Source organism: Methylobacterium sp. TK26 (assembly GCF_055361565.1).
This window is the reverse complement of the sequence record NZ_CM143965.1, coordinates 149637-174320: the sequence shown is the minus strand read 5'-3', so window position 1 is coordinate 174320 and position 24684 is coordinate 149637. Positions and strand designations below refer to the sequence as shown.

The 24684-nt window shown below is 69.9% G+C and carries 25 protein-coding genes; 15 read left to right on the top strand and 10 right to left on the bottom strand.

The features are described 5' to 3' along the window. Positions 1 to 2: 2 nt before the first annotated feature. From ACXJ1Y_RS00835 to ACXJ1Y_RS00810, 6 genes are read right to left on the bottom strand one after another with little or no spacing between them, the layout of a single operon-like run. Positions 3 to 725, bottom strand: coding sequence for a GNAT family N-acetyltransferase (locus ACXJ1Y_RS00835; RefSeq protein ID WP_463848309.1), 723 nt, complete (start codon positions 723 to 725; stop codon positions 3 to 5). Positions 726 to 742: 17 nt separating this feature from the next. Beyond that, positions 743 to 1771, bottom strand: a complete 1029-nt coding sequence (locus tag ACXJ1Y_RS00830; protein WP_342163264.1) for an ABC transporter ATP-binding protein — start codon at positions 1769 to 1771, stop codon at positions 743 to 745. Beyond that, positions 1768 to 2823, bottom strand: coding sequence for an ABC transporter ATP-binding protein (locus tag ACXJ1Y_RS00825; protein ID WP_463848308.1), 1056 nt, complete (start codon positions 2821 to 2823; stop codon positions 1768 to 1770). Before ACXJ1Y_RS00825 ends, ACXJ1Y_RS00830 begins: the two co-directional genes overlap by 4 nt. Further along, on the bottom strand, positions 2820 to 3743 hold the full coding sequence (locus ACXJ1Y_RS00820; RefSeq protein WP_463848307.1) for an ABC transporter permease: 924 nt from the start codon (positions 3741 to 3743) through the stop codon (positions 2820 to 2822). The genes ACXJ1Y_RS00825 and ACXJ1Y_RS00820 overlap by 4 nt, the downstream gene beginning before the upstream one ends. A gap of 16 nt (positions 3744 to 3759) precedes the next feature. After that, a complete protein-coding gene (locus ACXJ1Y_RS00815) occupies positions 3760 to 4713 on the bottom strand; it encodes an ABC transporter permease (protein ID WP_463848306.1) in 954 nt (317 codons plus the stop codon). Between the two features lie 57 nt (positions 4714 to 4770). After that, positions 4771 to 6393, bottom strand: coding sequence for an ABC transporter substrate-binding protein (locus ACXJ1Y_RS00810; protein ID WP_463848305.1), 1623 nt, complete (start codon positions 6391 to 6393; stop codon positions 4771 to 4773). Between the two features lie 686 nt (positions 6394 to 7079). Here ACXJ1Y_RS00810 and ACXJ1Y_RS00805 point away from each other — a divergent pair. Together ACXJ1Y_RS00805 and ACXJ1Y_RS00800 are read left to right on the top strand one after the other, a co-directional pair. Further along, complete coding sequence (locus ACXJ1Y_RS00805) at positions 7080 to 7460, top strand: DUF6481 family protein (protein WP_463848304.1); 381 nt, start codon at positions 7080 to 7082, stop codon at positions 7458 to 7460. Between the two features lie 210 nt (positions 7461 to 7670). After that, positions 7671 to 7943 (top strand): hypothetical protein, encoded by a 273-nt coding sequence (locus ACXJ1Y_RS00800; protein WP_463848303.1) that lies wholly within the window; start codon positions 7671 to 7673, stop codon positions 7941 to 7943. Positions 7944 to 7948: 5 nt separating this feature from the next. Here the strand turns inward: ACXJ1Y_RS00800 and ACXJ1Y_RS00795 are convergent, their stop codons facing one another. From ACXJ1Y_RS00795 to ACXJ1Y_RS00785, 3 genes are all read right to left on the bottom strand, one after another. Further along, positions 7949 to 8155, bottom strand: a complete 207-nt coding sequence (locus ACXJ1Y_RS00795; RefSeq protein ID WP_463848302.1) for a hypothetical protein — start codon at positions 8153 to 8155, stop codon at positions 7949 to 7951. A gap of 265 nt (positions 8156 to 8420) precedes the next feature. Next, positions 8421 to 9086, bottom strand: coding sequence for an HAD family hydrolase (locus tag ACXJ1Y_RS00790; protein ID WP_463848301.1), 666 nt, complete (start codon positions 9084 to 9086; stop codon positions 8421 to 8423). Between the two features lie 130 nt (positions 9087 to 9216). Continuing rightward, positions 9217 to 9561 carry a DUF2934 domain-containing protein gene (locus tag ACXJ1Y_RS00785; protein ID WP_463848300.1) on the bottom strand — a complete coding sequence of 115 codons (345 nt, stop codon included), beginning with the start codon at positions 9559 to 9561 and terminating at the stop codon, positions 9217 to 9219. A gap of 276 nt (positions 9562 to 9837) precedes the next feature. Between ACXJ1Y_RS00785 and ACXJ1Y_RS00780 the strand changes: the two genes are divergently transcribed. The 11 genes from ACXJ1Y_RS00780 to ACXJ1Y_RS00730 all read left to right on the top strand — a co-directional run bounded on the left by ACXJ1Y_RS00780 (position 9838) and on the right by ACXJ1Y_RS00730 (position 20344). Then, on the top strand, positions 9838 to 10407 hold the full coding sequence (locus tag ACXJ1Y_RS00780) for a NifU family protein (RefSeq protein WP_463848299.1): 570 nt from the start codon (positions 9838 to 9840) through the stop codon (positions 10405 to 10407). A gap of 129 nt (positions 10408 to 10536) precedes the next feature. Further along, positions 10537 to 11217, top strand: coding sequence for a tRNA (adenosine(37)-N6)-threonylcarbamoyltransferase complex dimerization subunit type 1 TsaB (gene tsaB, locus ACXJ1Y_RS00775; protein WP_463848298.1), 681 nt, complete (start codon positions 10537 to 10539; stop codon positions 11215 to 11217). Further along, complete coding sequence (locus ACXJ1Y_RS00770) at positions 11214 to 11732, top strand: GNAT family N-acetyltransferase (RefSeq protein WP_463848297.1); 519 nt, start codon at positions 11214 to 11216, stop codon at positions 11730 to 11732. The genes tsaB and ACXJ1Y_RS00770 overlap by 4 nt, the downstream gene beginning before the upstream one ends. 4 nt (positions 11733 to 11736) lie before the next feature. After that, entirely contained in the window at positions 11737 to 12600 is an 864-nt protein-coding gene (locus tag ACXJ1Y_RS00765) for a lysophospholipid acyltransferase family protein (protein ID WP_463848296.1), read from the top strand. Positions 12601 to 12663: 63 nt separating this feature from the next. After that, complete coding sequence (miaB, locus tag ACXJ1Y_RS00760) at positions 12664 to 13995, top strand: tRNA (N6-isopentenyl adenosine(37)-C2)-methylthiotransferase MiaB (RefSeq protein WP_463848295.1); 1332 nt, start codon at positions 12664 to 12666, stop codon at positions 13993 to 13995. Between the two features lie 97 nt (positions 13996 to 14092). Then, the gene (locus ACXJ1Y_RS00755) at positions 14093 to 15127 is read left to right on the top strand and encodes a PhoH family protein (RefSeq protein WP_463848294.1); all 1035 of its coding nucleotides are present in this window, start codon (positions 14093 to 14095) and stop codon (positions 15125 to 15127) included. Then, positions 15127 to 15612, top strand: a complete 486-nt coding sequence (ybeY, locus tag ACXJ1Y_RS00750) for an rRNA maturation RNase YbeY (protein ID WP_463848293.1) — start codon at positions 15127 to 15129, stop codon at positions 15610 to 15612. Before ACXJ1Y_RS00755 ends, ybeY begins: the two co-directional genes overlap by 1 nt. A gap of 36 nt (positions 15613 to 15648) precedes the next feature. Continuing rightward, positions 15649 to 16782 carry a hemolysin family protein gene (locus tag ACXJ1Y_RS00745; protein ID WP_463848292.1) on the top strand — a complete coding sequence of 378 codons (1134 nt, stop codon included), beginning with the start codon at positions 15649 to 15651 and terminating at the stop codon, positions 16780 to 16782. Beyond that, positions 16779 to 18377: an apolipoprotein N-acyltransferase gene (gene lnt, locus ACXJ1Y_RS00740; RefSeq protein ID WP_463848291.1), complete on the top strand. Its 1599-nt coding sequence runs from the start codon at positions 16779 to 16781 to the stop codon at positions 18375 to 18377. Before ACXJ1Y_RS00745 ends, lnt begins: the two co-directional genes overlap by 4 nt. 44 nt (positions 18378 to 18421) lie before the next feature. Continuing rightward, complete coding sequence (locus ACXJ1Y_RS00735) at positions 18422 to 19546, top strand: MFS transporter (protein ID WP_463850001.1); 1125 nt, start codon at positions 18422 to 18424, stop codon at positions 19544 to 19546. Positions 19547 to 19699: 153 nt separating this feature from the next. Further along, positions 19700 to 20344: a BA14K family protein gene (locus ACXJ1Y_RS00730; protein ID WP_463848290.1), complete on the top strand. Its 645-nt coding sequence runs from the start codon at positions 19700 to 19702 to the stop codon at positions 20342 to 20344. A 104-nt stretch (positions 20345 to 20448) separates the two neighbouring features. Here the strand turns inward: ACXJ1Y_RS00730 and ACXJ1Y_RS00725 are convergent, their stop codons facing one another. Beyond that, the gene (locus tag ACXJ1Y_RS00725) at positions 20449 to 22029 is read right to left on the bottom strand and encodes a catalase (RefSeq protein WP_463848289.1); all 1581 of its coding nucleotides are present in this window, start codon (positions 22027 to 22029) and stop codon (positions 20449 to 20451) included. A gap of 137 nt (positions 22030 to 22166) precedes the next feature. On the opposite strand from ACXJ1Y_RS00725, the gene ACXJ1Y_RS00720 reads away from it, so the two are divergent. Beyond that, on the top strand, positions 22167 to 23093 hold the full coding sequence (locus ACXJ1Y_RS00720) for a LysR substrate-binding domain-containing protein (protein WP_463848288.1): 927 nt from the start codon (positions 22167 to 22169) through the stop codon (positions 23091 to 23093). Positions 23094 to 23148: 55 nt separating this feature from the next. Continuing rightward, on the top strand, positions 23149 to 24651 hold the full coding sequence (locus ACXJ1Y_RS00715; RefSeq protein ID WP_463848287.1) for a lyase family protein: 1503 nt from the start codon (positions 23149 to 23151) through the stop codon (positions 24649 to 24651). The last annotated feature ends 33 nt before the right edge of the window (positions 24652 to 24684 follow it).

Genomic DNA, 24684 nt, shown 5'->3' with positions numbered 1-24684 from the left:
CGTCAGCCGCGAATCTCCGCGAGGCTTCGACGCTGACGCCCCTCGGCGTCGAAGTTCTCCGGGGCGAGCCATGCGGCAAAGGCGTCCCTCACGCGCGGCCAGTCCGCGTCGGTCACGGCGTACCACGCCGTGTCCCGCGAGCGGCCCTTCACCACCACCGCCTTGCGGAAGATGCCCTCGAACGCGAAGCCGTAGCGCAGGGCCGCTGCCCGCGAGGGGGCGTTGAGGCTGTCGCATTTCCACTCGTAGCGGCGGTAGCCGAGCTCATCGAAGGCGCGGGCCATCATGAGCGCCATGGCCTCCGTCGCCGCCGGCTTGCGCTGCAGGCTCGGGCCGAAATGCAGATGGCCGACCTCGATCACCCCATTGGCCGGGTCGATCCGGAGATACGAGGCGATGCCAAGCGGATCGCCCGATTGCGCGTCGAGGATGGTGTGGAACAGCGGGTCGTCCCCCGCCGCCTGCCGGTCCAGGCGCTCGCGGAACGCGGCCTCCGTCTCTGGGAGGTCGTCCATCAGGTAGGTCCAGCTGCGCCGGTCGGGCGCCGCCTGGAACAGCGCGTAGAGCTTCGCCGCATGGGCCGCCGGGTCGAGGGGCACGACGTGGCAGAACCGACCGCGCATCGGCGTGCGCGGTGGATGGGGACGGGGCGTCCAGTCCGGCAGCGCCGGCCCTATGGGCTGGCCGTACTCGTTCAGACGCTCGGACGAATCGGTTTGGCTCATCGGCGCATCGTAGCCGATCAGGCCATTTCCACCGCCACCGGCTGCGGGCCGGCGCGGTAGGCGGACGAGGCCTCGTCGGTGAACCAGCAGGCCGCCCGATGGCCGGGCGAGAGTTCCACTTCCGGCGGCATCTCCTTCCGGCAACGGTCTTCTGCGAGGAAGCAGCGCGGCGCGAAGGGGCAGCCCGGCGGACGGTTGGCGAGGTCGGGCGGGCTTCCGGGGATGGTCTGGAGGCGGCTGCCCTTGTCCATCGCGCCCTCGGCGCGGCTGCGCAGGAGGCCGATCGTGTAGGGATGGTGCGGATCGCGCACGATCTCCTTGGCGGTGCCGACCTCCACGATCTTGCCCGCGTACATCACCGCGATCCGGTCCGCGACCTCGACCGCCGCGCCGAGATCGTGCGTGACGATGACGATGGACAGGCCGAGATCCCGCTGCAACTCGCGCAGCAGGAGCAGAACCTGAATCTGCACCGTGGCGTCGAGCGCCGTGGTCGGCTCGTCGGCGAGCAGCACCTGCGGCCGGCAGGCGAGCGCCAGGGCGATCATCGCCCGCTGCCGCATCCCGCCCGACATCTCGTGTGGGTAATTGTCGAGGCGCCGCTCCGGGCTCGGGATGCGGACCCGCTCGAACAGGGCGAGCGCCCGCGCCCGCGCATCCTTGGACGAGATCTTCTCGTGGCGCTGGATCGATTCGGTGATCTGCCGGCCCACCGTGTAGACCGGATCGAAGGCGAGCAACGGCTCCTGGAAGATCATCGAGACGTCGCCGCCCCGGAAATGCGACAGCGCCTTCGTGTCGAGGGCGAGCACGTCCTTGCCCGCCGCCAGGATCTTGCCCTCGATCCGGCTGCGCCCGGCCGGGAACAGCCGCAGGATCGAGCGGAGCGTGACGCTCTTGCCGGAACCGGATTCGCCGATCAGCGCCAGGGCCTGCCCGCGTTCGACCTTGAGGTCGACGCCATCGACCACCTGCGTCTTGCCGAAGGCGACCCGCAGGCCGGACAGTTCGACGGCCGCGCCGTCCCGTGCCTGTGCCGTGCTCATGCCGCGATGGTCTCCGAGGGGGCGGCCGAATGGCCCGAACCCGGCTGGCGGGCAAGGCAGGCGACGCGATGCAGGGGCATGACGGGAGAGAGCGGCGGCTCGACCGCCGAACAGACGCCCTCGGCCAGGGTGCAGCGGGGGTGGAAGCGGCAGCCGGAGGGCGGATCGATCGGGTTCGGCGGATCGCCCGCGAGCAGGGCTTCCTGCGTCCGGTTGTCGGGGTCGAGGGAGGGCATCGAGGCCAGCAGCGCCTGCGTGTAGGGGTGCGAGGGCGCGGCGAGCACCTGGTCCGACGGGCCGATCTCGGCGACACGGCCGAGATACATCACCATCACCCGGTCGGAGATGAAGCGCACGACGTTCAGGTCGTGGCTGATGAAGATGTAGGTGAGGCCGAACTCGGCCTTAAGGTCGAGGAGCAGGTTCAGCACCTGCGCCTCCACCGACTTGTCGAGGGCCGAGACGGCCTCGTCCAGCAGCACGAGGCGCGGTTCGAGCGCCAGCGCGCGGGCGATGTTCACCCGCTGCCGCTGGCCGCCGGAAATCTCGTGCGGGTAGCGGCCGGCGAAGCGCTTCGGCTCCAGGCCGACGCGGGCGAGCAGGGCACGGGCGCGCTCCACCGCCTGACGGCCGGGCACGCCGTTCACCTTCGGCCCGAAGGCGATGGATTGCTCCACCGTCATGCGTGGATTCAGCGAGGCGTAGGAATCCTGGAACACCATCTGTGCCTGCCGCCGGTAGCTGCGCCAGGGCATGGCCCGCTCGCCGATGGGCTGTCCGTCGTAGAGCATCTCGCCGGAATCGCGCTCGATCAGGCCCATGATGAGCTTGGCCGTCGTGGACTTGCCGCAGCCGGATTCGCCGACGATGCCCAGCGTCTCGCCCTTCAGCACGTCGAAATCGACGCCATCGACGGCGTGCACCACCCGCTTCGGGCCGGTGCCCTTGCGGACGGGGAAGTGCTTGAACAGGCCGGAGACGGAGAGCAGCGGCTGGGCGGGGCCGCCCCGGTCGGTGGCGAAGGGATCGGGGCCGTTCGGGATGACGCTCACTGGCGGATCTCCATGGCGCTGCGCAGCCCGTCCGAGAACAGGTTGAAGGAGATCGACACGATGAAGATCGCGAGGCCCGGCAGGGCCGCCACGACGGGGTTCACGTAGATCGCCGTGCGCAGGGTGTTGAGCATGAGGCCCCATTCCGGCTCCGGCGGGCGCACGCCCAGACCGAGGAAGGACAGGCCCGAGGCGAGGATCATCGACACGGAGATGAGGCTGGTCGAGTAGACGAAGATCGGCCCGATCACGTTGCCGAGCACCTGCACCCGCATGATGGTGAAGGCCGAGGCGCCGGAAAGCTTGGCCGCGTCGATATAGTCCCGCCGCCGGATGCCGGTGGTGACGCTCTCGGCCACGCGGGCGATCTGGGGCACGAACACGCAGGTGAGCGAGACGATCGAGTTGAAGATGCCGGCCCCCAGCGCCCCGGAGAGGGCGATGGCCAGCAGCACCGAGGGGAAGGCGAAGAACACGTCGATGGTGCGCATCAGGATCGTATTCGTCCAGCCGCCGACATAGCCGGCGAGGATGCCGATGCCGGAGCCGATCACGAACGCGATCAGCACAGGCGTGACGCCCATGAACAGCGACAGCCGCGAGCCGAGCATCAGCCGGCTGATCATGTCGCGGCCGAGCTCGTCCGAGCCCAGCCAGTAGGTCGCGTCGCCCACCGGCTTCAGCCGGCGCAGCATGGAGCCCTTGTACGGGTCCATCGGCGTGATCCACGGCGACAGGATCGCGATGGCGATGACGATCACGATGAGGATGCCGGCCGCCATCGCGACGGGATCGCGCACCAGCCGATGCCCGACATGGCCCCAGAAGCCCCGGGAGGCGATGAAGGCCTCCGGCGCATCGGGGGCGGCGGTGATATTGCCGTCGAGGGCGACGGAGCCGGCAGTGAGGGGGGCAGTCATGGCCGTTCCTCCTGTCTCAGGCGCGCTCGATGCGCGGATCGAGGGCGGTCTGCATCACGTCCACGATGAGGTTGAGGGCGACGAAGAACATCGCCAGCACGAGGATCGAGCCCTGCAGCAGGGGCAGGTCGCGCTGGAAGATCGCCGCGTTGAGGAGGAAGCCGGTGCCCGGCCACGCGAACACGGTCTCGATGAGGATCGAGCCGCCGAGCAGGTAGCCGAGCTGCAGGCCCATGATGGCGAGCGCGGTCGGCGCGGCGTTGCGCACCACGTGCTTGAACACGCCGAACTCGCTGAGGCCCTTGGCGCGCAGCGCCTCCACGAAATCCTGGGATAGGATGTCGGCGACGAGCGCCCGCACCGTGCGGGCGATGATGCCCATCGGGATCACCGCCATCGTGACGGCGGGGAGGATGATGTAGCGCAGGTGATCGAGATCCGGCCGCCAGTTGCCGGAGCCGTCCGGCCCCGCCCCCGTCGGCGGCAGCCAGCCGAGGGTGGCCGAGAACACGATCACCAGCACCATGCCGAGCCAGTAATGCGGCACGCTCACGCCGAAGACCGAGAGGGCCGAGGCCACCCGGTCGAGAATGGAGTTGCGGCGGTATCCGGCGACGAAGCCGAAGAACACACCGAAGGTGAAGCCGATCAACGTCGCGACGCTCGCGAGGATCAGCGAATTGACGACCGCGCGGCCGACCTCCTGCGCGACGGGGCGCCCGGTGGCGATGGACACGCCGAGGTCGCCATGGAGCACGTGCCACAGCCAGATCGCGTATTGGATCGGCAGCGGCTTATCGAACCCGTAGGCCGCGCGCATCTCGTCGATGGTCTGCTGAGTGGCATCGGCCGGCAGCACGGCGCTGAGCGGATCGCCGGGGGCGAGATGGACGAGGAGGAAACACACGATGCTTACCCCGAACGCGACGGGGGTGACGGTGACGAGGCGTTTCAGGATGTAGAGGAGCATGGGACCGATCTGACCACCAGGGACACCCTCCCCCGGTGGGGGGAGGGTCGTTCGTCTTCACCGACCGGCGGTGGCCATGGTGATGTTGGAGAAGTCCTGGAACCAGTTCTGCGCCTGGACGAAGCCCTTCACCTTCGGGCTCATGGCGCGGGGATTCACGTCGTGCGTGATCATCACGAACACGGCGTCATCGACGTACTTCTCGTGGACCTTCTGCAAGACCTTCTCCTGCTCATCCTTGTTGAAGGTGTTGCGGACTTGATCGAACAGCTTGTCCATCGCCGGGTCGCAGTAATACCCCCAGTTGGTGCCGTTCGGCGGCGCGAGGTTGCATTGCAGGTGCCGGATGAAGCCGGTGAAGGGGTCCTGGATGAAGTACGAGTAGTTGATCGCGCTGACGCCGCGCGAGATGTCGGCCTTGGCGCCGGCCCGCCAGATGTTGATGAGCGTGTTCCACTCCACGACCTGATATTCGACCTGCACGCCGACATCGGCGAGGTTCTGCTGGACGAACTCGTTCATCGGCAGCGGCTGCATCTGGCCGGAGCCTGAGGCCGAGATCGCCACCTTGAGCTTCAACGGCTTCGCCGTGCTGTAGCCGGCCTCGGCGAGGAGCTTCTTGGCCGCTTCGGGATCGTACTTCACGTCGAAGGTCGGCTTGCCGAACCATTGGTGGCCGGGGGGCATGAAGCCCTTGGCCGGGATCGAGAGGCCGCCGAGCAGTTCCTTCATCCCGTCGCGGTCGATGGCGAGATTCACCGCCTTGCGGACGCGGATGTCGTTCCAGGGCGAGCCCTCGACGCGGGAGAGGTGCCACGTCCAGTTATGCGGGTAGGCGTTAGTGACGATGGTGAAGCCCGCGCCCTTCAGGGAGGCGACGGCATCCGGCGCCGGCGCCTCGATCCAGTCGACCTGACCGGAGCGCAGGGCCGCGACACGGGCATTGGCCTCCGGGAGGGGCACCAGCACGAGCTTGTCGAGCTTCGGAACGCGGTTCTTGTCCCAGTAGGCGGAGTTCGGCACCATCTCGGCGCGCTCGCGCGGGGCGAACAGCGTGAGCTTCCACGGGCCGGTGCCGGAGGGATGCTTGGCGAACTCGTCCCATGACTTCCCGAGCTTTTCCCACTGGGCGGGCGAGGACATCATCACCCAGGCGATCTGGTAGGGCAGCGTCGCGTCCGGCGCCTTGGTGACGATCTCGACGGTCAGCGGATCAACGACCTTGTAGCTCGCCACGGAGGGGATGCGCGTCTTGCCCTGGGCCGATTGGCGCGGATCGTATTGGGGGGCGTCCGCCTTCAGGAGCTTGTCGAGGTTCCAGACCACGGCGTCGGCGGTGAAATCCAAGCCGTCATGGAATTTCACGCCGGGGCGGAGCTTGAAGACCCACTTGGTCTTGTCGTTCGCGTCGACCGCCCAGCTTTCGGCGAGGCCCGGCACGAGGTCCGACGCCTTGGTGGCGCTGGAGAGGTCCCAATTGATGAGCCCGTCATAGACCGTGTAGCCCATGAAGCGCATGCCCTCGCCGCCATTGTCGGTCTGACCGGTGGTGAGGGGGATGTCGGACGCGGTCATACCGATGCGCAGCGTGCCCTGCGCAAGGCTCGCGGAGGTCGCGGCGAGCAGCAGGGCGCCAGCCAGCGCCGCACGGGCGCCCAGTTTGGGAAGAACGACGGTCATGAGAAAGGGGTCTGCTCCTGGCCCCGGGCCTGTCATGCCCGGTCGGGACAGCCATCATGCAAACCCCCGGCCAACCGGTCTGGCGCCGTCGCCAGCGAGCCCGATCAAGGCAGCGGGCTCTGCTGCCTAGCTTTTAGGCATGTTGGACGGGCCTTTCCCGGCGCCATGTATCCGTTGGCGACTTTGTGACCGGTCGCATGTAACTTTTCGCACAGAATGCCCGCCATGAGGCACCTACGTTGCTTTCGCTGCTCGCGCACAGTGCTCATTGCCTTGCCGGGCGGCGCCCGGCGCCCCATTTCTCGCATGTACTTGGCACGGGCGACGGACGCGGCTCCGCGCAGGTCCTGGGCCGCTTCCGCGTGACGCTCTGAGGCTTTTCGGCATCTGGCGTCGAAACTTTCAAAGGATTCACGGCTTTTGTTGCGGTGGCCCGGCCCATTGCACCGGGGGCCGGTTGCATTCCGTAAGGAGAGCGTGCGAAGGGCTCGCTGCTCCCGATTTTGGTTCGACCCGAACGCTTGCTTTCGCGCGAGCGCTCGGGTCGAACCATCGACTGTGTTCGATGGTTCGAGAGGATCCCGCGTCTCGGGGACGACGTGAGGATCGGTCACCAGCTTCGCTGACCGGCGGATTCGAGCCGGCCGTCCCCGCGAGACGCGTGACGCACCCAAGAGAAAGGCCCGATGAGCGCATTCGACTACAGGAACTTCAACGACCGTCGCGAGAGCTCCGCAGCCGCCAAGGCTGCCCTGTTGGCCAAGTTCAAGGCCCGCCCTCCGTCGGATGACCCCGAGGTCCAGGCCCGGGCCCAGGCGCGCGCCGAAGTCGCCCGCGCCCGTGACGAGCGCGCCCGCGAGCGCGAGACCGCCCGGATCGAGACCGAGCGCAAGGCTGCCGAGGAGAAGCGTCTCCGCGAGGAAACCGAACTCGCCGCCAAGCTCGCCCGTGAGGCCGCGGAACTCGCTGCCTATCAGGAGCGGAAGTCCGCCGAGCTGGAAGCCAAGAAGGCCCTGCGCGATGCGCGCTACGCGGCCCGCAAGGCGAAGGCCAAGACCAAGCGCTAATTGCGCGCTGGCCCGGTTCATCCGGGCCCGGTCCAGCACATTACGGCTCTATCACGCACCAAATCGCCGCCCGCTTTGCGGGCGGTTTTCTTTTGTGCGCTGCGTAGCGACTGATTTGGTCGAGCCCGCGAACATTTTTCGTCGCGAAAAGCTTCACCGTTGCCGTGAAGGGACTATCTTGCGTGCAAGAGGGAGCGGCCAGCGAACGACATGAAACGAATCGGAACGGGCTATCGCGTCACATTCGGCCTAGCGGCTCTGGCCGCCTTCGGAGTCGGAATCGCCCGGGCGGAGCCGCCGATTCAAAGCCCGGAAGACGCCGCCTGTCGCGGTGAGGCCAAGGCCCGCGTCTTCTCGACTCCCAACCCCCGGAACCTGCCCATCGAGGAGCTTGGCAAGGGAATCTACTACGCGTGCATGGCCCGCATCGACGGCAAGGCCAAAGGATCACGCAAGCGCGCGCGGCGTCACCGCACGCGGTAACGCCCTCAGGCGTCCAGCGGCGCGCCGATCCGGGTGCGTAGAAGCTGCTTCAGGCTGGCATCACCACCCTGCGCATCGACCGCCGACATCAACCGCAGCAATTGGCTGAGCGGCGTGGTGCGGTTGCGGACCGCGTCGGCGATCTGCTCCGCAAGGCTGCGGCTGCGGGAGCTGTAGCATGGCTCGTTCGCGTGTTCGCGGAGGTGAATCATGCGCGGCGGTCCTATGAAGGATTCCAGGGGCGGGCGGGTCGCTAAACCTTTCGCCCGCCCGGCGCCACCCCATCCGCGAGTTTTCCATAGCCGGCGTTGGAAGGAGTCGCCGCGAAGCCACAGCCGCGCGGCGCCACCACGCGACGCGCGATGCGTGGAAAACCAGATTGCGCGTAATTGGTTAAGCCATCTCGCATCGGCTGCGGATAGCGTCGGGCAATCCCGGCGCTTGCATGCGGCGCGGGCCAAGTGCGCAAAAATCGCACTACTTCCGCGACAGGAGTGTGTCGTTGAACGAGTCCAGCAGGTGTTGCGGGTCGCGGTAGATCGCGATGCAGCCCGCTTTCTTCAGATCGCCTTCGGGGAATCCCCCGCACAGGACGCCGATGGTCCGCAGGCCCGCCTTGGCGGCGGCCTCGGCGTCGTAGGGCGTATCGCCGACGACGATCATGTCCTCCGGGGCGATGCCGTCGAGCTTGTCGATGGCCGCCTGGAAGATATCGGGATGGGGCTTGGAGCGTTCCGCGTCGTCCGAACTCGTCGCGACATCGATCAGATCGGCGATGCCCAGCAGCTCCTGATAGTGCTTCACCTCGTCCTTCTTGCCCGAAGAGGCCAGCGCGACGGTCAGGCCCTCTTGCCTCAGGCGTTCGAACAGGGGCCGCACGGCGGGGAACGGCTTCACCTTGTCGAGGTATTCGCGCTTGAACAGGTCGGAGCGGTAGCTCTCGATTTCCTTGCCGTCCTTTTCGATCCGTTCCTTCGACAGGAAGATCGGCATCAGCTGGTCGCCGCCCTTGCCGATCTGGCTGCGGACCTCGGCCTCCTTCGTCTCGACGCCGAAATGCCGGAAGGCCTCGACCCAGGCCTTGGCGTGGAGATCGACGCTGTTCAGCAGCGTCCCGTCGATATCGAAGATCACCGCCCGCATCGCACCACCGGCTGCCTACCCATGAGCGCGGACAACCCCAGCCGGGCGGCGACGTTCCTGCCCCCGAAACGACGGAGGCCCACCCCTCGGCGGGGCGGGCCTCTCGCAGGATCGGCGATGGGGCCGATTCTCAGTGCATGGCGGCGCGGCTGCGGGCCGGCTTCGCCTTGACCGCGGCGGCGGCGACAGCTGCGCCGGCGGTGGCCTTCGGCTTGGCGATCTTGCTCGCGGGGGTCGCGGCCACGGCGGCCTTCTTGGCGGCGACGGGCTTCGCAGCGGCGGCGGGTTTCTCGACGACGGTCTTCTCAACCACCGGCTTGGCGGCCGCCTTGCGGGCCGGCTTCTTGGCGGGCTCGACGACCGTCAGCTCGGCTTCGGCGCGCATCCAGTGGATGTCGGCGCGGCCATGGACGCGGCCTTCGCCTTCCCAGATGTAATAGGCGCGCTCGCGGACGGCCTGCTCGGTGATCTGCATATCGGGTCTCCGGACGGACCCGATGCCACCGCGACCGCCTGGGGTCGGGGCACGGCGGGGCCGTGATCCTGCACTCTCTCCCGGCGGGCCGGTGCCGACCGCGCCGGAGAGCGCCATGGGTCGGACGATCCCGCCGGCTGGTTAAGAGGCGGTTAAACCTGCGCGGCCGGCGCGGTTGTGAAAATCCGGCGCGCGGTCCACATGATGCGCAGCGCCGATGACGGCGCGCGACACCCTTCCCCCCGCCGGCCTTGAACCGGCGCAGCGGAGCCTCCGATGTTCATCCAGACCGAAGCGACCCCGAATCCCGCCACCCTGAAGTTCCTGCCCGGCCGGGTGGTTCTGTCCGACTCGACCTTCGAGGCGCGCGACGCCCAGGCCGCCGCCCGCTCGCCCCTCGCCTCCGCGCTGTTCGGCGTGCCGGGCGTCTCCGGCGTCTATTTCGGGCACGACTTCATCTCGGTGACGAAGGCCGAGGACGGGTCGGAATGGCCGCAGGTGAAGCCGGCCGTGCTCGGCGCGATCATGGAGCACTTCCAGTCCGGTGCCCCGGTCCTGGCCGAGGGCGCCGCCGACGCCCATGACGAGGCCGGCGAGGAATTCTACGACGCGGCGGACCACGACACCGTGGTGACGATCAAGGACCTCCTCGAGACGCGCGTCCGCCCGGCCGTGGCCGGCGACGGCGGCGACATCACCTTCCGTGGCTACAAGGACGGCATCGTCTACCTGGAGATGAAGGGTGCGTGCTCCGGCTGCCCATCCTCCACGGCCACCCTGCGCCACGGCGTGCAGAACCTGTTCCGCCACTTCCTGCCGGATGTGCGCGAAGTCCAGGCGGTCTGAGGGTCGAGCCGGCGCAAGCCGGCAACACTCGTGATCTGACAGTGGGAGAAGCCGCCGGACGGCGCTGACGGTGCGGCGGTTTCGTTTTATGCCATACCGTCCGCGCCACAGGGCGCGACGGGAGTGGACGTGCGAGTACTGGCCATCGATACGGCGCTGGATGTCTGCGCCGCCTGCGTGATGAAGGGCAGCGAGCCCGAGCCGCTGGCCTCGGAATCGCTGCCGATGGCGCGCGGCCATGCCGAGGCGCTGCTGCCGCTGATCGAGCGGGTGATGGCGCGCATCGACGGCGGCTTCGAATCCCTCGACAGGATCGCCGTCACCGTCGGGCCCGGCAGCTACACCGGCCTGCGCGTCGGCCTCTCGGCGGCGCGGGCCATCGGGCTCGCGGTCGATCGGCCGGTGGTCGGCGTCGGCACCCTTTCGGCCCTGCTCGCGCCGCTGCTCGCCGATCCCGGCGAGGGCACCCTCGTTGCGGCCATCGATGCCCGGCACGGGGCCGTCTACGTCCAGGCCCTGACGACGGCGAGCGGCGAGACGCTGGCGCCGGTCTACCTCCCGGTGGAGGAGGCGGCCGCGCGGCTCGGGGCCGGACCCGTCATCCTCACCGGCTCCGGCGCGCCCCTCGTGGCGCAGGCCCTGTCCGCGCGCGGCATCGCGGCCAGCATCGCCGGGACGGGCGCGCCCGATATCGCCGCCGTGGCGCAACTCGGCATGGTCGCCGATCCCGCCCACGCCCTGCCGCGTCCCCTTTATCTCCGTGGGCCGGATGCGCGCCCGCAGGACCACGCCCGGGTCGCCCGACAATGAATCGCCCCGCTTTCCCCTTCTGGCCGATGGAATGGTGGATGGCGTGGTGGGACGCCCTGACGCCGCCGCCGAGCGTGGCGCCGCTGACGGATGCCTCGCAATCCCCCGCCCTTGCGCGGATCCACGCCACCGCCTTCGCCCGCCCCTGGGAGAGCCACGAATTCGAGCGCATCCTGTGCGAGCGGTCGAGCTTCGCGCACGGCCTCTTTCGCTCGGGGACGTTGCAGGGCTTCGTCCTGTCCCGGCGGGCCGCCGACGAGGCGGAGATCCTCACCGTCGTCGTGGCCCCTCCCCTGCGCGGCGGCGGCCATGCCCGTGGGCTGCTACGGGAGCACCTGAACGGCCTCGCCCTCAGCGGGACGCGCCGGGTGCATCTCGAAGTCGATGAGGGCAACCAACCGGCCCTGAAGCTCTACCGGCGGTTGGGCTTCGAGCAGGTCGGCGCCCGGACGGGCTATTACACCAAGGCCGACGGAAGCCGCGCCACCGCCCTCACCATGTCGGCCGAGCTGTGAACGCGTGAGCCGCGTCGGCCTCGTCCTCCGGCTCGCCTGCCTCGCGCTGGCCTTCGCGGTGATCTGGCCGCCGCATCTCATCGTGCTCAGGGTCCTGAAGCGCCCGTCCGGCTTCGTGCCGATGCTGTTCCACCGGGTCTTCCTGTGGCTGTTCTCGGTGCGCGTGACGCAGACCGGCACGCCGCCCGCGCCGGGCGAGCCCGCCCTGGTCCTGGCGAACCACGTCTCCTGGCTCGACATCATCGCCATCGGCTCGCTGCGGCCGCTCTCCTTCGTGGCGAAGTCCGAGATCGCCGGCTGGCCGGTGATCGGCCATCTCGCCGTGCTGCAGCGGACCCTGTTCATCGACCGCGCCCGCCGGGGCGCCACCGCCACCGTCAGCGCGGCCATGGGGCACCGGCTGGCCGGGGGCGAACTCGTCGTGCTGTTCGCGGAGGGCACGACCGGCGACGGCACGCGGCTCCTGCCTTTCCGCTCCTCCCTCGTCGGCGCCGCGAGGGCCGCCCTACAGGCCGAAGGGGAACGCGGCCGGGTGCGGCTCCAGCCGCTGGCGATCACCTATCCGAAGCGCAACGGCCTGCCGGTCGTCCGCTCGGAGCGGGCCGAGATCGCGTGGTACGGCGACATGGAGTTGGCGCCGCACCTCGCCACCTTCGTGCAAGGCGGCCCCATCGACGTGCACGTCGTCTGGGGCGCGCCGATCCTGTTCGAGGCGGACAGCGACCGGAAGGTGGCCACCGCCGCCGCCGAGGACGAGGTGCGCCGGGCGATCCAGGGAGTCGTGACCGGCCGCGCGGGCCGCGAACCCGCCGCCAGCCCGGCGCCGGCCTCCGATCTCGGGACGATGGGTGGATTGTCCGCCGCCTGACCGAGCGCGATTTCTGTGCTAGAGCCCCCCGGGATTGCCCGCCCCGAACCGGAACCCGGCCCGTTGAAGAAAGCCTACGTCAAGTCCTACGGCTGCCAGATGAACGCCTACGACGCGGCCCGCATGGCTGACGTGCTGGGCGCCGAGGGCTACACCGCCACGGACAGCGTCGAGGACGCGGACGTGGTGGTGCTGAACACCTGCCACATCCGTGAGAAGGCGGCGGAAAAGGTCTATTCCGAACTCGGCCGGCTGCGCGTGCTGAAGCAGGAGCGGCGCGCCCAGGGACTCGACACGCGCATCGTCGTGGCCGGCTGCGTCGCGCAGGCCGAGGGCGCCGAGATCCAGGCCCGCCAGCCCGCCGTGGACGTGGTGGTTGGCCCGCAGAGCTACCACCGCCTGCCGGAGCTTCTGGCGCGGGGCGGCCGCGTCGTGGACACCGAATTCCCCATCGAGGACAAGTTCGATCACCTGCCCGCGCGGCGCAACCTCGGCTCGTCGGCCTTCCTGACGGTGCAGGAGGGCTGCGACAAGTTCTGCGCCTTCTGCGTGGTGCCCTACACGCGCGGCGCCGAGGTATCCCGCCCGGTCGCCGCCGTGCTCGCGGAGGCGCAGCGCCTCGCGGCGGGCGGGGTGCGCGAGATCACCCTGATCGGCCAGAACGTCAACGCCTATCACGGCGAGGGCGCGGAGGGCGGTCCCGTCGGCCTCGCGGCGCTGGTGCGGGAGGTGGCGCGCCTCCCCGGCATCGCGCGCATCCGCTACACGACGAGCCACCCGAATGACTTCGCGGACGACCTCGTGCGGGCCCACGCCGAGATCCCGGCGCTGATGCCCTACCTGCATCTGCCGGTGCAGTCGGGCGCTGACCGGATCCTGGCCGCGATGAACCGCAAGCACACGGCGGATCAGTACCGCCGGCTGGTCGACCGGGTGCGCGCCGCGCGGCCCGATATCGCCCTGTCGTCGGACTTCATCGTCGGCTTCCCCGGCGAGACCGACGCCGACTTCGCCGACACCCTCGCGCTGGTGCGCGACATCGGCTTCGAGAGCGCCTTCTCCTTCAAGTACAGCCCCCGCCCCGGCACCCCTGCGGCGGACCGCACGGACCATGTGCCGGAGGCCGTGATGTCCGAGCGGCTGACCGAGTTGCAGCGCGTGCTCGACGCCCGTCGCCACGCCTACCAGCGGGAGGCGGTGGGGCAGGTGTTCGACGTGCTGGTCGAGAAGGCCGGGCGCTACCCCGGACAGGTGGCAGGCAAGACGCCGCACCTCCTGGCAGTGCAGTTCGACGCTCCGCAGGACCATATCGGACGGATCGTGCCGGTTCGGATCACCGAGGCCGGGGCCAACAGCCTGTTCGGTGAACGCCTCCCCGAGGCCGCCGCCGCGTGAGGATGCCTGACGTGAGAGACAACGCTTGAGCGCGGCGGACGGTGGACGCGGGGGCAACCCCCTGCGCGGGCGGCCCCCCGGATTCGGGAGGCCCGGCATGGACGAGGCGGTCGAGGTTCCGCTGACCTTCGACGACAACCGGCTCGCGAGCCTCGTCTTCGGCCAATACGACCAGAACGTCGCCCATATCGAGCGGCGGCTCGGCATCACCGCGACGGCGCTCGGCAACCACCTCGTCATCAAGGGTCCGCCGGATGCCGCCGAGAAGGCCCGGCGGGTGTTTCAGAAATTGTACGCCCGCGTGCGAACCGGTGGCGGTACGCTGAGCCTCGGCGATGTCGATGGCGCGATCCGCGAATCGACGGCGCAGGCGAACCTGTTCCCGGCGGCCGAAATCACCGCCGAGACCGACACCCCGCATTTCGACCAGATCGCCACCCGTCGCCGGGGCGCGGTGCGGGCGCGCAACCCGGCGCAGGATGCCTACATCAAGGCCCTGCGCAGCAACGAACTCGTCTTCGCCGAGGGCCCGGCGGGCACGGGCAAGACATGGCTCGCCGTGGGGCATGCGGTGTCGCTGCTCGAACAGGGCCATGCCGAGCGGCTGATTCTCTCCCGTCCCGCCGTCGAGGCGGGCGAGCGGCTGGGCTTCCTGCCGGGCGACATGCGCGAGAAGGTCGATCCGTATCTGCGCCCGATCTACGATGCGCTGTACGATTTCATGGAAGCGCGCCACGTCGATCGCGGGTTGCAGACCGGCCAGATCGAGATCGCGCCGCTGGCTTTCATGCGCGGACGCACGCTGACCAACGCGGTGGTGCTCCTCGATGAGGCGCAGAACACCACCTCCATGCAGATGAAGATGTTCCTCACCCGCCTGGGCGAGGGCTCGCGGATGATCGTGACCGGCGATCCGAGCCAGATCGACCTGCCGCCGGGCCAGAAATCCGGGCTGGTGGAGGCCGTCTCGGTCCTCAACGGGGTCGAGGGCATCGGCCGCGTCGTGTTCAAGGACGTGGACGTGGTGCGCCACGACCTCGTTCGCCGGATCGTCACCGCCTACGAGCACGCCTCCCACGGCGAGGCCGAGGCCGACCGCAATCCGAACCCCCGCCGCCGGCCCCTCGCCTGATGCCCGACCACGACATCGACCTCGCGGTCGAGGACGACCGCTGGGACAACGCGATCCCCGATCTCGAATCGCTCGTGCTGCGGGCGGTGGAGGCGGGGCTCGCCATCGCCCCCGAGAAGCCTGCGGGCAACCTTGAGGTTAGCGTGCTGCTCGCGGACGACGCGACGGTCCAGGATCTCAACAAGACGTGGCGCGGCAAGGATAAGCCCACGAACGTGCTGTCTTTTCCGGCCGCGCCGCAGCCCCTGCCGCCGGGGGCGCCCGCCCCCCTCGGCGATGTGGTCCTTGCCTACGAGACGATGGTGCGCGAAAGTGCGGAGCAGGGAAAGCCGCTCCAGAATCACCTCGCCCACCTCCTCGTCCATGGGACCTTGCACCTTGTCGGACAGGACCACGAACTCGGGAACACCGAGGCCGAGGCGATGGAAGCCCTCGAAATCGCGGCCCTCGCGACCCTGGGCATCCCGGACCCCTATGCCGACTGAGCGGGCAACTACCATCCCTTCCTTGATCCGAGAGACATGAGCAACGATCGAAGTCGCGGCGCGGCCCTGGCCGCGCCGAATGCCCCCGAGGCTGACGCCCCCCAGCGTGAGCCCTGGTACGACCGCCTCCTGCAGGCCCTTCATCTGAAGCCGCGGGAGACCCTCCGCGAGGGCCTCGAAGAGGCCCTCTCCGAGTCAGACCAGAGCGAGACAGGCCTCTCGCCCCTCGAACGGGCGATGCTCAAGAACGTTCTCGGGCTGCACAAGGTGCGGGTCGATGACGTGATGATCCCGCGGGCCGACATCGTCGCCGTCTCGAACGAGACCAACCTCGGCGATCTCCTCAAGCTGTTCCGCACGGCCGGGCATTCCCGCCTGCCCGTCTACGGCGAGACGCTGGATGACCCGCGCGGCATGGTGCACATCCGCGACCTCGTGGACTTCATCGCCGCCAAGGCCGAGCCGTCCACCCGCCGCCCGGCCGCCTCCCGCGTGACGACCCCGCCCCCCGAGCAGGCCGGCGAAGAGGCTCCCCCCGCGCCGCGCGTCCGCCGCCCGGCCCCGCGCCTGCCGCGCGCCCTCGACCTCGGCAAGGTCGAGCTGGGCACGACGCTCGCCGCCGCGCGCATCCAGCGCCCGGTGCTGTTCGTCCCGCCCTCCATGCCGGCCATCGACCTTCTGGTGCGGATGCAGGCAACGCGCACGCACATGGCCCTCGTCATCGACGAGTATGGCGGCACGGACGGCCTCATCTCCATCGAAGACCTGATCGAGGTCGTCGTCGGCGACATCGAGGACGAGCACGACGTGGCCGAGGCCAAGCAGGTCCAGCGCGTCGAGGGCGAGGGCGACGTGTTCGTGGCCGACGCCCGCACGTCGCTGGCCGAAGTCTCCGAGGCGACGGGCATCGACCTCGCGGCGGCCGTCGGCGACATGGCCGAGGAGATCGATACCATCGGCGGCATGATCGTCACCCTCGCCGGCCGTGTGCCGTCGCGGGGTGAGTTGATCACCGGGCCGGGCGATCTCGAATTCGAAGTGCTCGACGCCGATCCGCGCCGCTTGAAGCGTCTGCGCTTCCACCGGGGGCCCGCCCGCATCGCGGCGGTCGTGCCCCTCGCCCTGCCCCCGCCCTCCCCGACGCCGGCCGCTGAGACGCCGCGTCCGTGAGGGAGCGGATCGGGGTTCTGGCCGCCCTGCGCGGGTGGCGGCGGCTGGCTTGTGCCTTCGTCGCGGGGGCCTTCGGCGCCCTGGCGATGCCGCCCTACGGGTTCCTGCCCGCGCTCGCCGTCGCCCTGTGCGTCGCCGTCTGGCTGATGGACGGGGCGATGGCCGGGCGGCGCCGCATCGGCCCGGCCTTCCTCATCGGCTGGGCCTGGGGCTTCGGTTTCCTCACGGCGGGCCTGTGGTGGCTGGGCTCGGCCTTCCTCGTGGAGGCCGACGAGTTCCTGTGGGCCTTGCCCCTCGGCGTGATCGGCCTGCCCTTCGGGCTCGGGCTGTTCTACGGGGCCGCCTTCGCCGTCGCGGGGCTGGCCTGGACGCGCGGGCCGGTACGGATCGCCGCCCTCGCCTTCGGCCTCGGCGGCGCCGAATGGCTGCGTGGACACATCCTCACCGGCTTTCCCTGGAACGTGCTCGGCATGGCGCTGGGCCAGAACCTCTGGCTGATGCAGGCGGCGGCGTTCGTCGGCCTCTACGGCCTGACGGTGCTGGCGGTGCTGGTCTGTGCCGCCCCGGCGACGCTCTTCGATCCCGCCTCCCCGCGCGAGCGGTTCGGACCGGTGGCGGCGGCGGCGATCCTGCTCGTCGCCCTCGCTCTTGCCGGGGCCGACCGCCTCGGCCCGGCCGATCCGGTGGTGACGGGGGTGCGGCTGCGGCTCGTCCAGCCGAACCTGCAGCAGGACGCCAAATTCCGGCCCGAGAATCGCGACGACATTGTCGACCGCTACATCGAACTGAGCGACCGCCCGCCTGAGGCCGGCGAGCCGGCGCCGACGCATATCGTCTGGCCCGAATCGGCCTTCCCCTTCCTCATCCAGCGGGACGCCGACGCTCGGGCGAAGATCGCCGCCGGGCTGAAGCCGGGGCGGGTGCTGATGACGGGCGCCGCCCGTGCCGACGAGCCGCTGCCCGGCGAGCGCCCGCGCATCTACAACGCAATCATGGTGATCGAGCCCGACGGCACGATCACCGACACCTACGACAAGGTGCACCTCGTCCCCTTCGGCGAGTACCTGCCGGGCGTCCTCGACGGCGCGCTGCGGGCCATCGGCCTGCGCCAGTTCGTGGCGATCCCCGGTGGCTTCTCGGCCGGCAACGCGGCGAGCCAGCGCATCCTCACCGTGCCGGGCCTGCCGCCCGTGGTGGGGACGATCTGCTACGAGGCGATCTTCCCCGCCGCGATCCGCCCATTGGGCCAGCCGATCGATAGCGCGCGACCGCCGGGCCTGATCCTGAACGTGACCAACGACGGCTGGTTCGGCGACACGCCGGGGCCGCGCCAGCACCTCGCGCAGGCAAGGCTGCGGGCGGTGGAGGAGGGTCTGCCCCTCGTCCGCGACGCGAATACCGGCATCTCGGCCGTGGTCGATCCCCATGGCCGCATCACCGCGCAGACGCCCATCGACGTCGAGACCTATCTCGATGCCGACCTGCCGGCGCGGATCCTGGGCGGGACGCCCTACGCCCGGTTCGGCGACCTCCTGTTCGCCGGAATGCTGATGGTTTGCGCGGGGCTGGCCCTGGCGGGAAGGGAGCGGGTGTGACGGGTCGTCAGGTGAACGCGGGTGGGTGGATCCTCGGCCTCGCGATGATGCTGATCGCGTTCAATCTGCGGCCGGCGCTGAGCACGGTGGGGCCGCTGCTCGGGCTGATCCGCGAGACGACGGGACTCAGCGCCGCCGGAGCCGCGACCCTCACGACCCTGCCGGTGCTCTGCCTCGGCCTCGCCTGCGCCCTGGCCGCGCCGGTCATCCGCACGATGGGACCGGATCGCGGGGTGATGGCGGGCATGGCCCTCATCGCCGCCGGCTTGGCGCTGCGCGGGATCGGAACGTTGCCGACCCTCTTCCTCGGCACGGCGGTCGCGGCCACCGGCATCGGCTTCGCCAACGTGCTGCTCCCAGCCCTGGTGAAGCGCGATTTCGCCGCGAGCGGCGGGCCGATGACCGGCCTCTACACCATGACGCTCTGCCTCGGGGCGGCAGCGGGCGCGGGCGCCGCCGTGCCGGTGGAGCAGGCGCTGGAAGGCTGGCCTGTGGCGCTGGCCGTCTGGGCGGTGCCGGCAATGATTGCGGCCCTGGTGTGGTTTCCCTATGCGAGGCGCGGTGCTCCGGCTCGTCCGCCACAGCCGGGGAAGCTGCTGCGCAGCGTCCTCGCATGGCGGGTGACGGCCTTCATGGGCCTGCAATCCTCCCTCGCCTACATCCTGTTCGGCTGGCTGCCGCTGCTGCTGCAGGGGCGCGGGCTCGATCCGCTCCATGCCGGCCTCTACGCCTCGCTGGTGACGCTCTGCCAAGCGCCGGGCGCGCTCATCACAGCGACGCTCGCCGCCCGCGCCCGGGACCAGCGCGCCTGGATCGTCGGCATTCCGGGCATCACCGCCCTCGCCTTCCTCGTCCTCGCCTTCGGTGCGGATGCCCTCCGCATCCCGGCGGCCGGCATCCTCGGCTTCGGGGTGGGCGGCTGCTTCGGGCTGGCGCTGACGCTCATCGTCCTGCGCGCCGCCGACGCCGGCACCGCCGCCGGCCTGTCGGCCATGGCGCAGGGCATCGGCTACGTCTTCGCGGCGCTCGGCCCCCTGGCGTTCGGGCTCGCCCACGAGGCGACCGGGGGATGGGGCCTGGCGGGAATCCTCTTCGCCGGCATCTGCGTCGTGGCCATCGTCGCGGGGCTTCCGGCGGGCGCGGCGCGAACGGTTTCTGCGACGCGTTGACCCAAGCTTTGCCGTACTTGTCTGTGCGATTTGTCGCTTTGGTGTCTATTTCCATGATCGAAATACGGAGTGGCGCGTTCATCATTCACGATACACGCGATCACGGTGGATGAAATGACTCGCAGCACTTACGGACTTGCTATCGCCTCGGCGATGGCTGTCGGCCTCGCCATGATGCCGGCGGGCGCACAGGCCCAGGGGCGCGGTAACGCCCTGGCCGGCGGCGGCGTCTCCGCCGGCAATCCCGGCGGCGGCCTCGTGATCGGCGGCAATGGCGGCGGCTTCGGTCGCGGCGGTGCCATCGGCGGTGGTGGCTTCGGTCGTGGCGGCGCGATTGGCGGCGGCGGCTTCAACCGGGGCGGATTCGCCGGAGCGGGCTACGGCCGTGGCGCTGGTCTGGCCGGCGGCGGCTTCAACCATGGCGCCTACGGCTACAACCGCGGTGGCTTCAACCGTGGCTATTACGGCCGTGGCTACGGCCGGGGCGGATACGGCGGTTATGGCCTCGCGGCCGGGCTCGGCGGGTTCGGCCTCGGGCTCGCGGCGGGCGGCCTCTACGGCGGCAGCTACGGCTATGGATACCCGTCGGCCTATGGCTATGGCGGCTATGACGACGGCTATTACGGCTCCGAGTACGGCCCGGCCGGCGGCTACGCCAATGTCGGCTACGCGCCCGTCGAGACCGTGACCACGGGTGACGACGGCGCCATCGAGGCCTGCGCCCGCCGCTTCCGGACCTACGATCCGCAGTCGCAGACCTATGTCGGCAAGGGCGGCATCCGTCGTTCCTGCCCGTAAGCGACTGTCAGCGTAACGAAAAGCCCCGCGCGGATCGCTCCGCGCGGGGCTTTTTCGTTGTCCCGAGGGCGGGCCCGGCGAACCGGGCCCGCTTCGTCCGAGCCTTACTCGGCGGCGACGCGCGTGGCGTTCTCGGTGTAGGTCTCGGCCGGGAGGCGCTTGCCCGGGGCGGCGCGGCCCGGGAGCGGCGGCAGGGCCTTGGCCTTCTCCAGATCGATGCCCGCGCCCTCGGCGACGCGACGGCCGTAATCCTCGTCGGCGTGCCAGAAGTGCCAGACCATCCGCAGCTGGATCGGCTCCGGGCACTGCTTCATGTCCGCCACGAGGTTGGCGATCAGGTCCTCACGCTCCCAATCCTGGAAGGACCGGTAGCGCACGCCCGCCTGGGTGTAGTCGTCCTCGGTCCGCGAGGTCTGGTACCGGCCGAGCCGGCCCTCGACGGGCTGGTGGTAATCGGTCTTCTTCGGCGCCTCGCGCAGGCCCTCGGCCAGCGTGGAGGGCTCGTAGTTGATGTGCCGGTTCGGACCCGTGCCATCGACCCCGTAGGTCATCTGCCCGTCCCGCTGGTTCGAGTAGACCTTCACGCCGGGCTGCGGCGCGTTGATCGGCAGCTGGAGGTAGTTGGCGCCCACGCGGTAGCGCTGGGTGTCCGAGTACGACAGGGTCCGGCCCTGCAGCATCTTGTCGTCCGAGAAGTCGATGCCGTCCACGAGCACGCCCGTGCCGAAGGCCGACTGCTCGACTTCCGCGAAGAAGTTATCCGGCACCCGGTCGAGGACCATGCGGCCGACGGGGAGCAGCGGGAAATCCTCGACGGGCCACAGCTTGGTGTCGTCCAGCGGATCGAACGACAGGTGGTCGTTCGGGCCGTCGGGCATGATCTGCACGCAGAATTCCCACTCGGGGAAGTTGCCGGCCTTGATGTTGTCGTACAGGTCACGGGTCGCGTGGCCCACGTCCTTCGCCTGGATCTCGGACGCCTGCTGCGAGGTCAGGTTGCGGATGCCCTGCTTCGGCTCCCAATGGAACTTGCAGAGGACGGCCTCGCCCTGGTCGTTCACCAGCTTGTAGGTGTTCACGCCGGAGCCTTCCATCTCGCGATAGTTGGCCGGAATGCCCCACGGCGACTTCAGGTGCGTCACCATGTGGATCGCTTCGGGGTGCTGCGCCACGAAGTCGAAGAAGCGCCACGCCTCCTGCCGGTTCGTCACCGGATCGGGCTTGAACGCATGGATCATGTCGGGGAACTTGATCGCGTCGCGGATGAAGAAGACCTTGAGGTTGTTGCCCACGAGGTCCCAGTTGCCGTCGACGGTCTTGAACTTCACCGCGAAGCCGCGCGGGTCGCGCTCGGTCTCGGGCGATTCCTTGGCGCCGGCCACGGTGGAGAACCGCACGAACATCGGCGTCTTCACGCCGGTCTCGTTCAGCACGCGGGCGCGGGTGTACTTGGAGGCCGGCTCGTTGCCGATCTTGCCGTAGGCCTCGAAGTAGCCGTGGGCGCCGGCGCCGCGCGCGTGGACGACACGCTCCGGGATCCGCTCGCGGTCGAAATGGGTGATCTTCTCGATGAACTGGTAGTTCTCGAGAGTGGCCGGGCCACGCTCGCCGACGGTGCGGGTGCTCTGGTTGTCACGGACCGGATGGCCCTGGCGGGTGGTCAGGATCGGTCGTTGATCGCTCATGCGTCTCGTTCTTTCCTTGGGCCGAGAGAGGGCAGGCTGAGGGCGACGCCTCAGGCTGGAACCGTTCTGAGGGTTTATGGACCTCGCCGGTCCATCTGACAAATGCATCGTCGCAAAGGTTGTGATAGACGCCGTCTATGAACCTTTCAGGACTGTCCCTGCGCGATCTGGAATATGTCGTCGCCGTCGCGGACGAGGGGCATTTCGGCCGGGCGGCCGAGCGCTGCAACGTCAGCCAGCCGACCTTGAGCGTGCAGATCCGCAAGCTCGAAGGCGCGCTGGGCCTTGCCCTGTTCGAGCGCTCCAACCGGCGGGTGCTCCTCACCGAGGCCGGGCAGGCCATCGTGCGGCAGGCGCGCACGGTGCTCGCCGAAGCTCAGCGGCTTCTGGCCATGGCGTCCGAGGGACGGGGCGCGCCCCTCACCGGCCGGCTGTCGCTGGCGGCGATCCAGACCCTCGGCCCCTACTTCTTCCCGCTGGTCCTGCGGCCCCTGCGCGAGGCGTTTCCGCTGCTGAGCCTGTCGCTCTCCGAATCGCGCACCGCCGACATCCTCGAAGGGCTGCGCGAGGGGCGGATTGACGCCGCGTTGATCTCGCTGCCACTGAATCAGGGGCGGCTCGCCCTGTCGCCGCTGTTCATCGAGCCGTTCCACCTCGTCTGCCCGGCGGAGCATGCCCTGGCGCAGGGCGGCGCGCTCTCGGCCGGGGCCATCGCGGGGCCCGACCTGCTGCTCCTCGACGAGGGGAACTGCCTGCGTGACCAGACCATCGCCGCCTGCGGCGCCGGCTCCTCGGTGGGGCGGCACGCCACCAGCCTGGAGACCCTGCGCTCGATGGTGGGGGCCGGGGCGGGCTACACCCTGCTGCCGGCGCTCGCCGTGCCGCCCGGCCCCGACCCGAGCGGCCTCACCGTGATTCGCACCTTCGACGTGGACGGCCCTGGCCGCACCATCGCCCTGGCGTGGCGGGCGAGCGACCCGCGCTCACCCGGCCTCGCGCATCTGGCCGCGTTCTTCCGCGCCCATACCCCGCCCGGCACGGCGGCCTGCCGCGAGGCTGCTTGAAGGCGGCGGGGGACCCAGCCTATCAAGCGCCGCCCGGTGCGGCGGGGGAGTATCGATGCGGCGTCTTCTGACATCCATGGTCGCGGTGCTGGCGATGGGCGCGGGCGCCCGCGCCGAGGGGGACGACGCCTTCGCGCGGATCGGCGAGATCAACCGCGCCTCCCTGGTGATGACGGTCGAGACCGGCATCGTGCCCCGGTCGCTGGGCCGCACCATCGCGCAGGCGCTCGACACGGTGCAGGCGAACGCCGCCAAGCCCCACGCCTCGCGCCCCGACGATTACCTGCGGATCGAACCGCTCATCACCGCCATCGCCGGCCCCGACGCCACGCGGATGCATGCCGGGCGCAGCCGCCAGGACATCATCCCCACCGTCCTGAAGCTGGAACAACGCGACCGGCTCCTCGACCTCGCCGCCGCCCTGGACGATGCGCGGGCGAGCCTGCTCGCGGTCGCCGAGCGCGAGGCCGCGACGGTGATCCCCGCCTACACGAACGGCGTCCAGGCGCAGCCCACGACGCTGGGCCACTACCTCCTCGGCTACGCCGCCGCGATGGCCCGCGCTTCGGACAGGCTCCACGAGGCCTGGGCGCGGGTGAACCGTTCGCCGCTGGGCGCGGCGGCGCTCGGCACGTCGAGCTTCCCCGTCGACCGGATGCGCCTCGCCGCGCTCCTCGGCTTCGATGCCCCGGTGGAGAACAGCTATGATGCGGGCCAGCTCGCGCCGATGGATCTCGGCCTGGAACTGACCGGCCTCGCCGCCAACCTCGCCACCACGGCGGGCAGCTTCTCGCAGGATCTTTACGCGCAGTATCACCAGACCCGGCCGTGGATCCTCCTGCGCGAGGGCGCGCTCACGGGGCCGAGCAGCATCATGCCGCAGAAGCGCAACCCCGTGGCGATCTACACCCTGCGGATGAAGGCGAGCGACGTGGTCGGCGGGGCCATGGCCTTCACCGTGATGGCGCACAACGTCGATTCCGGAATGCCGGACTACAAGCGCAACCAGATGATCCCGCCCGCGCGTACCCTCGCGGTCGCGGCCGAGATGTGCCGCCGCTGGGTCTCCGTGCTGGACGGGCTCGTCGTGGACCGCGAGCGGGCGGCGGACGAGGTGGCGGCCGATTACTCGACCACCACCGAACTCGCGGACACGCTGCAGCGGGAGGCGGACGTGCCCTTCCGCCTCGGCCACCACTTCGCCTCGGAACTCGTCACCTACGGCCGCAGCCACAACCTGCGCCCGGCCGACCTGCCCTTCGACGCGGTGAAGCGGATCTACGCCGAGGCCGCCGCCGGGGCGGGGCTGCCGCAGGACATGCCGAAGGAACTGCCGCTTACCGAGGCGCGCTTCCGCGAGGCCCTGTCGGCGACGGGCATGATCGCGGCAGCCAAGGGCTTCGGCGGGCCGCAGCCCGCCGAGGTCGCGCGGATGCTCCGGGTGGCGAAGGACAAGCTCGCCGCCGACCGGGCTTGGCTCTCGGCCAAGCGCGAGGGGCTCGCCACGGCGCGGGCGGGGCTCGATGCGGCCTTCGCAGGCCTGACCGCCGCCCCGTGAGGGCGATTCTGCGGTGACAGGGCGCCCGCACGG